This window comes from Luteimonas panaciterrae (assembly GCF_020511115.1).
In the GTDB taxonomy this organism is placed as follows: Bacteria; Pseudomonadota; Gammaproteobacteria; order Xanthomonadales; family Xanthomonadaceae; genus Luteimonas; species Luteimonas panaciterrae.
In genome coordinates this window covers 1-15,105 of record NZ_JAJAVH010000008.1, presented here as the reverse complement: position 1 = coordinate 15,105, position 15,105 = coordinate 1, and the positions used below count along the sequence as shown (strand labels likewise).

13 protein-coding genes are annotated in these 15,105 nt (G+C 64.7%); 4 read left to right on the top strand and 9 right to left on the bottom strand.

Features of this window, described 5'->3' with window-relative positions; all coding sequences use genetic code 11:
* The first annotated feature begins 128 nt into the window (after positions 1-128).
* From atpD to LG367_RS10950, 3 genes are all read left to right on the top strand, one after another.
* Positions 129-1,565, top strand: a complete 1,437-nt coding sequence (gene atpD / locus LG367_RS10960) for a F0F1 ATP synthase subunit beta (RefSeq protein WP_226469296.1) — start codon at positions 129-131, stop codon at positions 1,563-1,565.
* A 41-nt stretch (positions 1,566-1,606) separates the two neighbouring features.
* On the top strand, positions 1,607-2,029 hold the full coding sequence (locus LG367_RS10955) for a F0F1 ATP synthase subunit epsilon (RefSeq protein ID WP_226469295.1): 423 nt from the start codon (positions 1,607-1,609) through the stop codon (positions 2,027-2,029).
* 388 nt (positions 2,030-2,417) lie between these two features.
* Positions 2,418-3,002, top strand: coding sequence for a hypothetical protein (locus tag LG367_RS10950; protein WP_226469294.1), 585 nt, complete (start codon positions 2,418-2,420; stop codon positions 3,000-3,002).
* A gap of 76 nt (positions 3,003-3,078) precedes the next feature.
* On the opposite strand, the gene LG367_RS10945 is transcribed toward LG367_RS10950, so the two are convergent.
* Positions 3,079-3,462, bottom strand: a complete 384-nt coding sequence (locus tag LG367_RS10945; protein WP_226469293.1) for a GtrA family protein — start codon at positions 3,460-3,462, stop codon at positions 3,079-3,081.
* Positions 3,459-5,456 carry a hypothetical protein gene (locus tag LG367_RS10940; protein WP_226469292.1) on the bottom strand — a complete coding sequence of 666 codons (1,998 nt, stop codon included), beginning with the start codon at positions 5,454-5,456 and terminating at the stop codon, positions 3,459-3,461. The genes LG367_RS10945 and LG367_RS10940 overlap by 4 nt, the downstream gene beginning before the upstream one ends.
* A 76-nt stretch (positions 5,457-5,532) precedes the next feature.
* Between LG367_RS10940 and glmU the strand changes: the two genes are divergently transcribed.
* On the top strand, positions 5,533-6,900 hold the full coding sequence (gene glmU, locus LG367_RS10935; protein WP_226469291.1) for a bifunctional UDP-N-acetylglucosamine diphosphorylase/glucosamine-1-phosphate N-acetyltransferase GlmU: 1,368 nt from the start codon (positions 5,533-5,535) through the stop codon (positions 6,898-6,900).
* 36 nt (positions 6,901-6,936) lie between these two features.
* Here the strand turns inward: glmU and LG367_RS10930 are convergent, their stop codons facing one another.
* The 7 genes from LG367_RS10930 to LG367_RS10900 form a co-directional block, all read right to left on the bottom strand.
* On the bottom strand, positions 6,937-8,247 hold the full coding sequence (locus LG367_RS10930) for a sensor histidine kinase (protein ID WP_226469290.1): 1,311 nt from the start codon (positions 8,245-8,247) through the stop codon (positions 6,937-6,939).
* Between the two features lie 126 nt (positions 8,248-8,373).
* Complete coding sequence (locus LG367_RS10925) at positions 8,374-9,717, bottom strand: sigma-54-dependent transcriptional regulator (protein WP_226469289.1); 1,344 nt, start codon at positions 9,715-9,717, stop codon at positions 8,374-8,376.
* Between the two features lie 9 nt (positions 9,718-9,726).
* Complete coding sequence (locus LG367_RS10920) at positions 9,727-10,968, bottom strand: ABC transporter permease (protein WP_226469288.1); 1,242 nt, start codon at positions 10,966-10,968, stop codon at positions 9,727-9,729.
* Between the two features lie 86 nt (positions 10,969-11,054).
* Positions 11,055-12,371: an ABC transporter permease gene (locus LG367_RS10915; RefSeq protein ID WP_226469287.1), complete on the bottom strand. Its 1,317-nt coding sequence runs from the start codon at positions 12,369-12,371 to the stop codon at positions 11,055-11,057.
* Positions 12,372-12,381: 10 nt separating this feature from the next.
* Positions 12,382-13,110: an ABC transporter ATP-binding protein gene (locus LG367_RS10910; RefSeq protein ID WP_226469286.1), complete on the bottom strand. Its 729-nt coding sequence runs from the start codon at positions 13,108-13,110 to the stop codon at positions 12,382-12,384.
* A 193-nt stretch (positions 13,111-13,303) separates the two neighbouring features.
* A complete protein-coding gene (locus tag LG367_RS10905; RefSeq protein WP_226469285.1) occupies positions 13,304-13,528 on the bottom strand; it encodes a hypothetical protein in 225 nt (74 codons plus the stop codon).
* 2 nt (positions 13,529-13,530) lie between these two features.
* A complete protein-coding gene (locus LG367_RS10900; RefSeq protein ID WP_226469284.1) occupies positions 13,531-14,832 on the bottom strand; it encodes an efflux RND transporter periplasmic adaptor subunit in 1,302 nt (433 codons plus the stop codon).
* Between the last annotated feature and the right edge of the window lie 273 nt (positions 14,833-15,105).

Genomic DNA, 15,105 nt, shown 5'->3' with positions numbered 1-15,105 from the left:
ATGTTTGGCAAAGCTACACGCACCACGAAGTGATTTTGCCAAACACCCGAATACATTGTGGTCATCCCTGACCAAAGGCCCGGCCATCCGTGGCCGGACTTTTCAAAAAACCAAAGCGAGCTAGTGACATGACCACCACCGCCAACACCCAGGGCAAGATCGTCCAGATCATCGGCGCCGTCGTCGACGTCGAGTTCCCGCGCGAGAGCGTGCCGAGGGTCTATGACGCCCTGAAGGTGCAGAACACCGCGATCACGCTGGAAGTGCAGCAGCAGCTCGGCGACGGCATCGTGCGCACCATCGCGCTCGGCTCCACCGACGGCCTGAAGCGCAACCTGATCGCCGAGAACACCGGCAAGGCCGTGTCGGTGCCGGTCGGCGTGGGCACGCTGGGCCGCATCATGAACGTGCTCGGCGAGCCGATCGATGAAGTCGGCCCGATCGAGACCAAGGATCACTGGGAAATCCACCGCGCCGCGCCGAGCTATGAAGACCAGGCCTCGGCCAACGAGCTTCTGGAAACCGGCATCAAGGTGATCGACCTGATGTGCCCGTTCGCCAAGGGCGGCAAGGTCGGCCTGTTCGGTGGCGCCGGCGTGGGCAAGACGGTGAACATGCTCGAGCTGATCAACAACATCGCGACCGAGCACAGCGGTCTGTCGGTGTTCGCCGGCGTGGGCGAGCGTACCCGCGAAGGCAACGACTTCTTCCACGAAATGATCGAGTCGGGCGTCATCAAGCCGGACAACCTGTCCGAGTCGAAGGTGGCGATGGTGTACGGCCAGATGAACGAACCGCCGGGCAACCGCCTGCGCGTCGCGCTGACCGGTCTGACCATGGCCGAATACTTCCGCGACGAGAAGGACGCTTCCGGCAAGGGCCGTGACGTGCTGTTCTTCGTCGACAACATCTACCGCTACACCCTGGCTGGTACCGAAGTGTCGGCGCTGCTGGGCCGCATGCCGTCGGCGGTGGGCTACCAGCCCACGCTCGCCGAGGAAATGGGCGTGCTGCAGGAGCGCATCACCTCCACCAAGACCGGTTCGATCACCTCGATCCAGGCCGTGTACGTGCCTGCGGACGACCTCACCGACCCATCGCCGGCCACCACCTTCGCGCACTTGGACGCGACCGTCGTGCTGTCGCGTAACATCGCCGCGCTCGGCATCTACCCGGCGGTGGACCCGCTGGACTCGACCAGCCGCCAGCTCGACCCGAACGTGATCGGCAACGAGCACTACGACACCGCGCGCCGCGTGCAGGCCACGCTGCAGAAGTACAAGGAACTGAAGGACATCATCGCCATCCTCGGCATGGACGAGCTGTCGGAAGAAGACAAGCAGGCCGTTTCGCGCGCCCGCAAGATCGAACGCTTCTTCTCGCAGCCCTTCACCGTGGCGCAGGTGTTCACCGGCGCGCCCGGCAAGTACGTGTCGCTGAAGGACACCATCCGCGGCTTCAAGATGATCGTCGACGGCGAATGCGACCACCTGCCGGAACAGGCGTTCTACATGGTCGGCGGTATCGAAGAAGCCATCGAGAAGGCCAAGAAGCTCGCCGCCTAAGCGGCTAGCTTCCAAACCAGGCTCGGATCAAGCGAGGAAACATGTCCACCATCCGTTGTGACATCGTCAGCGCCGAACATGAAATCTTCCACGGCGAGGCGGAAATGATCGTCGCCACCGGCGAAATGGGCGAGCTCGGCATCGCGCCGCGTCACGCGCCGCTGATCACGCGCCTGAAGCCGGGCAAGGTGATCGTGACGCAGCCGGGCGGCACCACCATCGACTTCGCCATCTCCGGCGGCATCCTCGAGGTGCAGCCGCAGCTGGTGACGATCCTCGCCGACACCGCCGTGCGCGCGCAGGACATCGATGAAGCCGCCGTGCGCGCAGCCATGGAAGAAGCCGAGCGCGTGCTGGCGCAGAAGGATCCGAAGATGAGCGTGGAAGAGGCCGAACAGCAGTTGGCCATGAGCTTGGCGCAGCTGCAGGCGCTGGAGCGCCTGCGCAAGAACATGAAGCACTGACGTTTCGCATCTTCGAAGAAAAAACGCCGGCGCCCGCCGGCGTTTTTCTTTTTCAGCTCCCGTATTCAAGATTCGAACGTCATCGCCGTGACATGAAGGATTCCAAGTCGATACGCGCATCACAACGATGGTCAGGATTGTGAAGAGCGTGAGAATGATTGATTTGCAATCAGCGTCACGTGCGTTAAGCGTTGCGATCGTTCGCAAAAGGTGAAAATCCGCATCACGGGGATGGGGACGCCGGCAGCCAGAAGCGGAGTGGTTTTGCCGATTTCAGGTGCTTCATTCTCGTTTCCCGCGCACGGGCGAGTAAGACAGGGGGCCACGCAGGAATTACCGATGCCGTCGTGCTGGCGCGACGGCCTGATTCCATTCAATGAGGCCCATCATGTTCAGTAAGTCGAAGCTATTTCTGGTTGCGCTGGCGACGCTTTGCGCAGCTTCCGTACAGGCCGAGCCCCGATTCCCCGGGCTCTACAGAACCGTCGCCGAAAAAAACCTGGAGATTCCGATCAGCTATGGATGGACCACGCCGCCGGAACGGCGGGTGATCTACAGCGTGGGGCCGCTCAATCTGATCTACGACCGGCCCAACTTTGTGAACACGAGTTTTCAAGTCGGGCTCACCAAGCGCTGCGCGGGCACGGTTCGACTCGGTTACTACGTCGTGCGCGCGAACAGCCCGACCAGCACCGAAGGTTTCTTCGTGACCCGCTATGCCGTGGTGGATTTGCCGGAAAGGCCGAGCGCGCCAGCGAACCTGCCGCTGGAAGAGGACGAGGGGATCAATCACTCGGTCTCGCAAACATCGGCCTATCAGCACAAGCAGGGCGATCCGCTGGTTCAGAACGCCTACTTCAACGTGGTGATGTTCGCCAATACCTATGACAGCGCCTGTCTCGGACAAACGCTGCAAGTCAAAGGCAACGATGCCCACGACTATCACGGTGAGTTGATCGTCCAGAACTTCTGATCAGAAGCAACGCGCCGGGAGCCTTCGATGATTTCGAAGCTCCCGGCGTTTCAGAATGTCGATGGATTGGCATTCCTCAGCGTTTGTAGACCCAGTGCCGCGACACCAGGAAGCCGACCAGCGCGAGCGCCGCCTCGACGCCCGGTTTGGCCAGCCACGCCCAGCGCAATCCGAGATGGCCTTCGATCGTGCCCATCGCCCAGGTACTCACCGCTGTCGTGCATAGCCACATCATCACGAAGCGCTGCAGCTGGGTGCGGCCGAGCGTGGTGTCCTCGCCGGCGAAGGTGAAGCGGCCGTTGAGCCAGTAGCCGAGCAGCGCACCGCAAATACGGCCGGCGATGTTGGCGAGTGCGATCGGGACGCCGAAGTGGGTCAACGTCACCATCACGGCCCAGTCGAGCAGCCACTGGATGCCGCCGATGATCAGGTAGTAGCTGCCTTGCCGCTTGAGGCTCATGGAGTCTTGGCCATGGGCGGCATCCGCCACAGTTCGGCATCGCCGATCCGTTCGATCCGCGTGGCGGCGGTGTCGGTGATCGCCTTGCGCAACGCGGGGCTGGCGGCGGGTGTCACGATGATCCAGCCCGCACGTGTCGATGCGAAAAGATCGCGCCAGCCTTGGCCGGTGGGATCGGTTTCGGCGGGGACGCGCGCCGCATCGAGCGCGGGATCGTGCAAGGACACGTTGCGGCCACGGCCGGCGAGTTCGGCGACATAGCCGCGTGCGGGATCAGTAGCGAGGACGATCGATGAATCGTCTGCGGGGATGGCGGCGATCAACATGCGTTCCGGAGCGTAGTGCGTCAATACGGTTGCAGCATCGCCGCCGGAACGCAAGATTCGTTTCAGGGCGGAAGAGTGGTGCGTCCAGCCGGCGTTGGCCTGGAACGCCAGATTGAGCAGACAGAGGCTGGCGATCATCCACGCGAAGCCGCGCCCCGGAAGGGCTTCACCACGCGGTACCACCACGACGAGCAGCAGCACCATGCCGGGGAACGCATAGCGTGCGTACTGCAAGGGAATCAGCGGCAGCACGACCGTCGCGGCGGCGGCGATCGCGAATGCGCGCGTATCGCGACGCAGCAGCGCGAGCACCCATGCGCCCGCGAGCGCGAGCAGCGTGAATCCGATGCCGCCGTCCCAGGCTTCGAGATAGCGGTCGGTATCGACCGTCATGTTCCACGGCAGCAATGGCGAGACGCCGGCATGCCAGCGCGGATCCTCGAAGTCGCGCAGAGGGAAATAGGGAGACGCGAAATACGAGTTGAGCAGCGGCAGCACGGGGTTGCCGGTGTCCCGCCAGGCGAACCAGTAGCTCGATCCACCGATCAGCACCACGATCACGACCGCGATCGCGAGCCGGCGCCACGACCCATGCGCGCGATGCTGCCAGGCTGCGTATGCCAGCAATGGCAATGCGGTCCACAGATGCATGGATTTCAGTGCTGCCAGTCCGCCAATGAGGATCGCCGCCGCGTAGATGCGGGTTTCCGATGTCGATCGCGCCTCCGGCAGAAGCAGCGCGGCCAGCGCGATCAGCACCGCCATCGCGGGAAGTTCCGTCTGCATGCCCGCCCCGAGCCAGACCAGCGGCGGGAAGCTCGCGAACAAGGCGATGCAGGCCCAACGCGCGCGGGCGCTTGCCGACAGGCGCGTCGTCGCGGTCCACAGCGTCATCGCCGTGACGGCGATCCACAAGGCATTCAACGCGCCGCGTGCTTCCTGGCGCGACATAACCATCGCCACGCCTTGCAGCACATCGCCCGCCCACGGCGCGAACGACCAGACCTGATGCTCGGGCATCGGCACATAGCGTGCGTGATGGAGCAGGTGATACGGCAGGCCGAGGTGATAGGTGAGATCGTCCGCCTGCATCGTCGGCAGCCAGCAGGCCGTGGATGCCAGGCCCAGCAATGTGACGGCGCACGCGGCCCACTTCGGTGCTGCGTCCACGCTCGCGCGCCAGCCGTCTTGCATCCCGCGCAAACATTGCAGCAGAGGTCCGCGCTGCCAGATGACGATAGCCAGCAGCAGCGGCCACCACGTCCACGCATGGTGGACGGGCAACAGCAACAACCAACCCGTTGCACCGGCGATCGCCATGAGGCCCACCGCGAGCGCGATTCCAGTTTGCGTGACGAAGCGCAATCCGATCGCGAGTGCAGCGGCGGCGATCAGCGTGACGGCAAGCACCGCCAGCGGACCGGCGAAGTACGTCAACGCCGCGAACCAGATCCAGAACAACGCGGACGCCAGCCGCCAGCGCGTGATGCGGCACAGCGGCCATGCCAGCAATCCGCTCAGCAGCGCCAGCAGCAGCGACAGACCGAAACGTTCCCAGGGCAGCGCGGTCCAGAGCCGATGCGACCCGATCGCCGCGATCGTCAGCACCGGCCCGGACGCGATCAACAGGGCGGGCCAGGCGCGTTGCCAGCGTTCGATCATCGACAACAAGGGCTGGGAGGGTCAGGCATCGTAACAGTCGCAGACGTTAGAATCCTGGCACCCACACATCCCGGAATCCCCCATGTCCGCGCCCCTGCATGTTGTGATCCTCGCTGCCGGCGAAGGCAAGCGCATGAAATCGTCGACGCCGAAGGTGCTGCAGAAGATCGCCGGGCAGCCGATGCTGGCACACGTGATCACGGCGGCGCGGGAGCTGCAGCCGGCCGGTCTTCATCTCGTCTACGGCCACGGCGGGGATCAGGTCCGAGCGGCCTTCGCCGACCAGGCCGATCTGCAGTGGACGGAGCAGTCGCGCCAGCTGGGGACCGGTCACGCCGTGCAGCAGGCGATTCCGAACATTCCCGATGGCGCGCAGGTGCTGGTGCTGTACGGCGACGTACCGCTGATCACATCCGCCACCTTGCGTGCGCTACTGGCCGCCGAAGGACGCCTGGCCGTGCTGGCGGCCGAACTGGACGATCCGAACGGCTACGGCCGCATCGTGCGCGATTCCGAGGGCCGCGTCGGTGCGATCGTCGAGCACAAGGACGCCGACGAGGAGCAGCGCCGCATCCGCATCGTCAACACCGGCATCATCAAGGCCGAAGCCACGGCGCTGAAAGGCTGGCTGCAGCGCCTGTCCAACGACAACGCGCAAGGCGAATACTACCTCACCGATGTCTTCGCGATGGCCGCGGCCGAATACAGCGCCGCCGAAATGGTGCTGGTCGAGGATGCGATCGAGACCGAAGGCGCCAACGATCCCTGGCAGCTGGCGCAGCTCGAGCGCGCGTTCCAGCAGCGGCTGGTGCGTGCGTTATGCGTGCAGGGCGCGCGGTTCGCTGATCCCGCGCGTGTCGACATCCGTGGCGAGGTGACGGTGGGCAGGGATGTCGAGATCGATGTCGATGTCGTGTTCGAGGGCAAGGTGGCGCTCGGCGACGGCGTGCGCATCGGTCCGTTCTGCCGGATCAGCAATGCATCGCTCGCGTCGGGCACCGAAGTGCGCGCGCATTGCGACATCGACAGCGCGCGCACCGAGGGCGCGGTGCAGATCGGCCCGTTCGCGCGGCTGCGGCCGGGCACGGTGCTGGCCGACGGCGTGCACATCGGCAACTTCGTCGAAACCAAGAACGCCACGCTCGGCGTCGGCAGCAAGGCCAACCATCTGACCTATCTCGGCGATGCCGTGATCGGCAGCGGCGTGAACGTCGGTGCCGGCACCATCACCTGCAATTACGATGGCGTCAACAAATCGACCACGACCATCGAGGATGGCGCCTTCATCGGTTCCAATTCCGCGCTCGTGGCGCCGGTGACCATCGGCAAGAACGCCACCATCGGCGCCGGTTCGGTGATCGTCAAGAATGCGCCGGAAGGCAAGCTCTCCGTGGCGCGCGGGCGCCAGGCGACGATCGAGCATTGGCAGCGGCCGGTGAAGAAGAAGTAGCTTTTTTTCTTTTCCCGGAAAGAGTGAAGCGGCGGCTCAGTCCGGCAACACGATCGAGACACACAATCCGCCGCCCTCGCGATTGAGCAGGGCGATCCGCCCGCCATGTGCTTCGGCGATCTCGCGCGCCAGCGCCAAGCCGAGGCCGGTGCCGTTACGCTTGGTGGAGTAGAACGGCAACAGTGCGTTCGACAGCACGGCTTCATTCATCCCGCTGCCGCGGTCGAGCACCTCGACGCGCCATGCTTCCGGCAACCGGCGTAGCGCCAGGCGTACTTCCTCGGCCTGCGATCCCGATTCGTGCGCGTTCTTCAGGAGATTCAGTAGCGCCTGCTCCATCTGGGCGGCATCGAAGCGGGCGATGCCGTCTTCCGGGTGCAGGTCGGCGACGAAGTCGACCTGACTGCGCAGTTGCGTCAGGAACAGTGCCCAGGGCACGGCTTCCAATCGCGGCGATGGCAACTTGGCGAAGCGGGCGTAATCACGGATGAAGCCTTCGAGGTGGCGCGCGCGTTCCTCGATGGTGTTCAGCGCCATCGGCAGGCGTTCGTACTGGCCGCGCCGCAGCAGTTCGGCGCCGGAATGCGCGAGCGAGGCGATCGGCGCGAGCGAGTTGTTGAGTTCGTGGCTGATCACGCGGATGACCTTCTTCCACGTCTGCACTTCCTGGCGGCGCAGTTCCGCGGTAAGCAGGCGCAGCATCACCAGTTCGTGCATGCGGCCGTTGAGGCGGAAGTGGCGGCGCGAGAGGTGATAGATGTCTTCGTTGTCGGCATCGCCGATCGTGAACATGCCATCGCCGCCGCGATCGAACGCCTCGCGAACGGCGGCGTTCGCGTTCGTGAGGATCGCTTCGAAGGATTGGCCTTCGAGCCGCCGGCCGTTGCCGAGCATCCTGCGTGCGGCGAGATTGCCGAGCACGATGTGTCGCGCGGGATCGATCAGCACCATCGCCACGGGAGTGTTCTGCACCATCGTGTCGAGCAGAAGTTCGCGCTGCACGAGGGCCAGACGCTGCTCGCGCAGAACGTCGCCGAGCTGGTTGTGGCTGTCGACGAGTTCGCGCAGTTCGCCGCGTCCCTGCCAGGATAGGCCGAAGCTGTAGTCACCGTCGCGATAGGTCGCCACGCTGCCGGCCAGCGCCCGGAACAGCGAATGCATCGGTGCGAAGGCGCGGCGGACGTGATAGACGAGCAGCGGAAGCAGGATCGCGATCGCCGTCAGCGCCGCCGCCCAGGGGCGCAACCATTGCTGCAGCCAGAATGCCAGCGCGACGGCGGCGAGCATGTACACGCCGGCGAGCAGGGCATAGATCAGGCTGAGCGGGAAGCGATGCCACCAGCGCATGGTCGGACGGCCTCGGGGGAGCGACTAGGGAGCTGCGAAAGAATAAGGCAAAGCGTGGCGTGACTTGCCATTTGCTCGTCATTCCCGCCCACGCGGGAATGACCAGATGTGGGAATGCTTGAAATCTTACTCGCGCCGGATGCCAAGGCGATCAAGACGCCGATACAAGGCCTGCCGCGAGAGTCCGAGTTCCGCGGCCGCCTGCGCCAGCACGCCGCCATGGCGCTCGAGCGCAGCTTCGATCGTGGCGCGATCCGGTTCGTTGGAAGCAAAGCCAGTGGCGGGACCGGCATTCGTGACGCGCAAGTCGAGATCGGACTCGGACACCGTGTTCCCGCGCGCCAGCAGTGCCGCGCGCTGCATCGTGTTGCGCAGTTCACGCACGTTGCCCGGCCAGGCGTGCTGCAACAGCACGCGTTCGGCATCCGCGCTGAGGCGAACGCCGGTGGGCAGGAAGTGTCGCGCCAGCGGCAGGATGTCGCGCGGTCGCTGGGCGAGCGGCAGCAGGCGCAGCTCGATGCCGTTCAAGCGATAGAAAAGATCCTCGCGGAAGCGGCCGTCGGCGATCAGTGCCTGCAGGTTGGCGTTGGTCGCGCTGACGATGCGGACCTTCACCGTACGCTCGCGATTGCTGCCCAGGCGCTGGAAGCGGCCGGTCTCCAGCACGCGCAGCAGCTTCACCTGCCCGGCCAGCGGCATCGTGCCGATCTCGTCGAGGAACAGCGTGCCGCCGTCGGCGGCTTCGAACTTGCCCTCGCGAGCTTTACCCGCGCCGGTGTAGGCGCCTGCCTCGGCGCCGAACAGTTCCGCCTCGATCAGCTCGCCCGGCAGCGCGCCGCAGTTGAGCGCGATGAATGGTCCGCCGCGTACCCGCGAATTGGCATGCACGATCTCCGCGTATTTTTCCTTGCCGACGCCGTTCGGGCCGGTGATCAGGACCGGGATGTCGGCATGCGCGATCTGGCAGGCGAGGGCGAGCGCGTTCTCGCTGGCGGTGTCGGCGTAGACCACGCCGCGCAGATCGTAATCGCGCAGCAGCGCGTCGCGGCGCTGACGCTCGCCGGCGTCGCGCTGCGCGAGTTCGCGGCGCGTTTCGGCGAGTTCGAGCAGGTTGTTCACCGTCGCCAGCAGGCGGCGGTCGTCCCACGGCTTGGCGAGGTAATCGGCGGCACCGGCCTTGACCAGATCGATCGCCGACTCGAGATGCGTCCAGGCCGTGAGCAGGATCACGGGCAGGTCGGGATGCTGCGCGCGGATGTCGTGAAACAGGGCAATGCCTTCGTCGCCGGAAGTGGTGTCGGCGTGGAAGTTCATGTCCTGGATCACCAGATCCACGTTGTGGCGGCGCAACAGCTCCAACCCCGCCTGCGGCGATTCCGCGCGCAGCGTGTCGATCTCCTGCAACGAGAACAGCATTTCCAATGCGGTGGCGACGGCAGGGTTGTCGTCGATGACGAGGACAGTAGGCATCGCGACAGATTAAACGCTTCTGGTCGCGATTGCCGGCGGCACCGAAGCCGCGCGACGTGCCGGCCAGAACACCGCGATCTGTCCGAGCAGCCACAAAGCGATGGCGCCGACGGGCAGATAGAACAGCGGCAGGCGCGGCAGCTCGTACTTCGACATCAGCATCTGGTTGATGGCGTAGGCGAGCAGCATGCCGATCACGATGCCGAGGGTGGCGAGCAGGAAGTTCTCGGTCTGGAAGTAGCGCAGGATCTGCCCACGCGTGGCGCCGAGCGCGCGACGCACGCCGATTTGCTTGGTGCGCTGCTGCACCCAGAAGCTGGCCAGGCCGACGATGCCGAGCGCGGTGACCACCAGCAGCGCCACGCACACCGCCACCAGCAGCCAGGCCATCGACTTGTCCTGGCGGTAGAACTTGTGACGCATTTCCTCGAGCGTCTTGCTGTCTTTCTCGATCACGATGCGATTGTTGGTGCCTTCCCGCAGGATCTTCGTCGCCGCTTTCAGCACTTCATCGCGGCGCGAGGGATCGTCGACGCGGATGATGAATCTGCCGCTGTCATAAGGCATCCGGACGGGGAAGATCATCGAGGTCTCGTAGTTGGCGTATTCCTCACTGGAATCGCGCACGCGCACCAATCGCTCGACGACACCCACGACGCGGGTTGGTTCATTGCCCCAGCTGTAGAACACCTTTCCGACGGCGCTCTGGCCCGGGAACAGCTCATCGGCCATGTGCTTGGAGATGATCGCCGAGGGGATATTGCCCTCGCTGTTCGGCGCATTGAGGACTTCCCAATCGAGAAACTCGCCGGGCTCGAACTTGCGGCCTTCCACCAGCTTCACGCCGAGCGTATCGATCAGGTCTTCTCCGCCCATGTAGATCGATGCGCTCAGATTGGACACCTGCTGATCCTTCTGCAGGCGCACGCCGCTGTTCCAGGAAGAATTGCCGAAGGTGATCTGATTGGCGGTGGTGACCGCCTTGACGCCGGGCAGAGCGCGCAATGCGGCCAGGTCCGCTCTGGTCTGGGCACCGGCGGTCTTGTCCTCGCCGGTGGCCATGCCGGCCACGCTGATCACCACGAGTTCGTTTTCGGCCAGTCCGCTGGGGCGATGCATGCGGTCCAGGCGCACGCCGATCAAAAACAGGGCATTGCAGACGATCGCGCAGCTGAGCGCGATTTCCAGCACGATCAGCGCCGCGGCGGTCTTATGACGCAGGAGGGTGGAGAGAATCGGGCGGAGTTCCATGAGAGTGTCCCTTGGCTGCGGGCCGGGGCCAGCGAAGCCGCGTGCGATGGATATGGATGCGGAGGTGGATACTTGGCGGTGTCGTTCTATTGGGATTTCAGCTGAATCGCAGGCGTGACCTGCATGGCACGCCATGCGGGCAACAGACCCGCGAGCAGGCTGGTGGTGATCGCCAGCACGAAGGTGGTCAACAGCATGGTGGGATCCAGGTGCGCGAGTTCCGCGTACTCCGCGGGCTGCTGACGCACCGCCCACAAGCCGAGCAAGGCCAGACCGAGCCCGAGCACGCCGCCGGCGAGTCCGATCGTTCCGGCTTCGACCAGGCATTGCATGAAGATGTCGCGGCGCGACGCGCCCAACGCGCGGCGCACGCCGATCTCGCCACTGCGACGCAGGAACTTCGCCAGCAGCAATCCGACGGTGTTGAGCAGGCAGACCATCAGGAAGCCGAACGCCAGCCAGGTTTGCAGGCGCACGTCGCTCGGAACGACCTTGTTGATCTCCAGCCATTCCATGACGTTGTTCAGACGCACGTTGGTTGGCCGTTCGAAACGGCCGGCGGCGCGCTGTTGATCGGAGTAGTTGGCGAGATAGCGGCGATAGGCGTCGACCTTCTCGGGACTGTCCAGCTCCACCCAGTACTGCAGCCAGGCGCAGGGGGCGTTGAGGGCATGGCTGCCTTCCGGGTCGCTGTTGGGGGTGTCGCCCCAGCAGTTCATGTTGCCGTTCACGCCGAAGTCGAGTTCGCGCGCAGTCCAGAACGGAATGAAGATTTCCTCGGTTTCGCCGTAGCGCTCCGATCCGATGACGTCGTAGAACTTCGGCGCCGGCTGCCAGTCGTCGAGGACGCCGATGATCCGGAAACCGACATTCTGCAGATTCACGGTCTTGCCGACGCTGTTGGCGCCGCCGAACAGCTTGTCGTTGAGTTCCTTCGAGAGCACCGCCACGCGCGGGCGTGCGGCATCGTCGGTTCCGTTCCAGGCGCGGCCATACAGGAACGGTGTTTCGAACATCGGGAAGAAATCCGCGGTGGTGAAGCGCGCGAAGGACATGAACGGCGAGACGCTGGGATTCTCGGGCACGATGCCGACTTCACCCCCGGTCATGAACGCCTGGCGATCGCCACGCTTTTCGCGCAGCAATGTTTCGGCGTCGAAGCGGGTCATCTGGTCCTGCGGTTCCTTGCCGGGGACGTAGCCGTTCTTGCTTTCGGCGTCGAACCGCGGATAGAACAGCTTGCCGCTTTTGTGCGGAAGCGGATCGGCGGCGAGGATGTAGAACACGGTCAGCGTGGTCATGCTGGCGCCGATGCCGAGCGCGACCGCCAGCACCATCAGTGCCGTGAGCATCTTGTTGCGCTTGAAGCTGCGCAGCGCGAGCTTGAAGTAGTAGCCGAGCATGGCGTGGGCCTCAGGCGTTGGCGGTGGAAGCGGCGGGGGCAGAATGCGCGGCTTGCGTCAGGCTCGGCTCGGCCGAGAGATCCGTGGCCATGCCGTCGACGATGTGCACGTTGCGCTGCGCGCGCGCGGCGAGTTCCGGATCGTGCGTCACCATGATGATGGTGGTGCCTTGCGCGTTGATCTCCTCCAGCAGTTCCATCACGCTGCGCGCCATCTGCGAATCGAGATTGCCGGTGGGTTCGTCGGCGAGCAGCAGGCGCGGAGTGCCGGCCAGCGCGCGCGCGATCGCGGCACGCTGCTGCTGACCGCCGGATAGTTCGGCCGGGAAGTGCTTGGTGCGCGAGCCAAGGCCGACCAGTGCCAGTGCGTCCTCGATGCGCAACTTGCGTTCGCTCGACGGCATGCCGCGGTAGCGCAGCGGCACGTCGCAGTTGTCGAACAGGTTGAGGTCCGGGATCAGGTTGAAGCCCTGGAAGATGAAGCCGATCTTGCGATTGCGCAGGCGGCTGCGCGCGTCGTCGGACAGGCCGCGCACGTTCTCGCCGTCGAGCATGAACTCGCCGCTGCTGAAGGTTTCCAGCAGGCCGGCGATGTTGAGGAAGGTGGTCTTGCCCGAACCGGACGGACCGGTGACAGCGACGAACTCGCCTTCTTGCACGTGCAGGTTGAGCGATCGCAGAGCGTGCGTTTCGACGAGCTCGGTGCGGTAGACCTTGGAAACGGCTTGCATGTGCAACATGGCAGGACCTTTGGGAGTGATGGGGTTATCGGTTGTCGTCTGTATTGCGTCTTCGCTCGTCATTCCCGCGAAGACGGGAACCCAGGGGCGTTTTCGTTTTCTTTTTCGGAGAGAGAAATGAAAGCGGATCCATGGGCTCCCGCCTTCGCGGGAATGACGAGGCAATTCTTGCGGCGCGGTGACGTCGCGGTCATCAGCAAACGCGGATGAAGGCGGGCAGTTCGCCATTTGGTGCATAACCACGACGCTGCCAGTCGAGCCGGCGCACGGCCTTGGCGGCGGAATTGGCCGCTTCGTGGGTCTGCGCATCGAAACGAACCAGTTCGTGCAGACGGCGCGGCACGGCCTCGGCGAGTTCCTGCGCGGTCCAGTGCAGTTGATCGAAGGGGGAGGGAGCGGTGTTGTTGTATGTAGACATGATCATTCTCCAGAGATACGGACACTCTCGGCATCGCCGAACAGATCGGCGCCCGAGACCACGATGCGTTGCCCGGGCTGCAACCCGGAACGGATTTCCACTGCATTCAAGCTGCTGACGCCCGGTTCGATCGGACGACGCACGGCGCTGCTGCCGTCGACGACGTAGACGTGGCGGCCGCCATCCTGTTCGAGGAACGGGCCGCGTTCGACCATCAGCACGTTGCGGCGCGTATCGAGCACGACGCGCGCGGACAGGCGCTGGTTCTGCCGCAACCCCGGCGGCTGCTGTCCATCGGCGAAGCGCAGGCGCGCATTGACTTCGCCGTTCACCACCTCGGGCGAGACCGCGGAGATTTCCGCCGGATACGTCTTGCCCTGGCTGCTGATCTGCGCCGGGATGCCGATGCTGAGATCACGGGCGAAGCTTTCCGGCACCTTGATCTCCACTTCGAACTTGCTCAGGTCGACCACGCTCAGCACCGGACCATTGGCGGTCACGCTGGTGCCCTGTGCGATCTGTACCTGACCGACCTGGCCGTCGAACGGCGCGCGCAGCGTCAGCACGTCGACCTGGCGGCGCGCTTCATCCACCACCGCGCGCTGGCGATCGGCGAGCAGTTGCTTGTTGCGCGCGTCGAGGCCGGCACCCTCGGTCTGCAGCTGGAATTCCTTCTGTGCGGCCGCGAGGCCGAGATCGGCTTTCTTCAGTTCGTCCTGCGCCTTGGCCAGTTCGTTCTGCGAAACCGCGCCGCCGGTGTAGGCGCGCTGATAGCGTTCGAGGTCGCGCTGCGCGGCGGTGCGGGTGATCTCGGCCTGATCGAGCGTCTTGCGAGCGTTCGAGCGCGCCAGCTGCGCATCGAGCATGGCGCGGCTGGCTTCGGCCTCCATGCCGGCGAGCGTGGATTCTTCCTGCACCAGCTTGCTGCGCAGCTCCGGGCTGTCGATCACCGCGAGCTCCTGACCTTTGCGCACCTTGTCGCCGGCCACCACCTGCAGGGTGACGGTACCGGCGGCGATCGCGTACAGCGTCGGGCTGTTGGCGGCGATCACGCGGCCGTCGGCGGAGAGATCGCGCACCAGATCGCCGCGCTTCACTTCGGCGATGCGCAGTCGCGAGGCGTCGAACGAGCGACCGCCCGAGACCCATCCCGAAATCACCCAGACCGCCAGCGCCAGGGTCGCCGCCGCCGCGATCCCGCCGATGAGCCAGGGCTTGCGGCGGCGCAGGGGCGAGGACGTGCTGGCCAGGGTCTGGTCCTGAGCGGAGGTGTCACGGATGCGGTAGCGGGTCTGGGTGTCCATGCGTGCGGTCGTCGGGTCTTGCCCGTATTCAGAGCAATTGCCGTGCCAACTCGCAAGCGCATGATTTGATTGGGATTTTGTTCGTGGACAGTGTCCGCGCGGACACTTCAAGCGTCCGCGCGGACACTGTCCACGGGCGCCAGGCTTGAACCGGGTGTTTGAACGGGGTGTTCAAACATCAACGGGCCGAATCCATAACACTATGGCGTCCAGCTTCAGGAGTTTCGGCCTTATGTGCGGCATCGTTGGTGCGATCGCAAATCGCGATGTGGT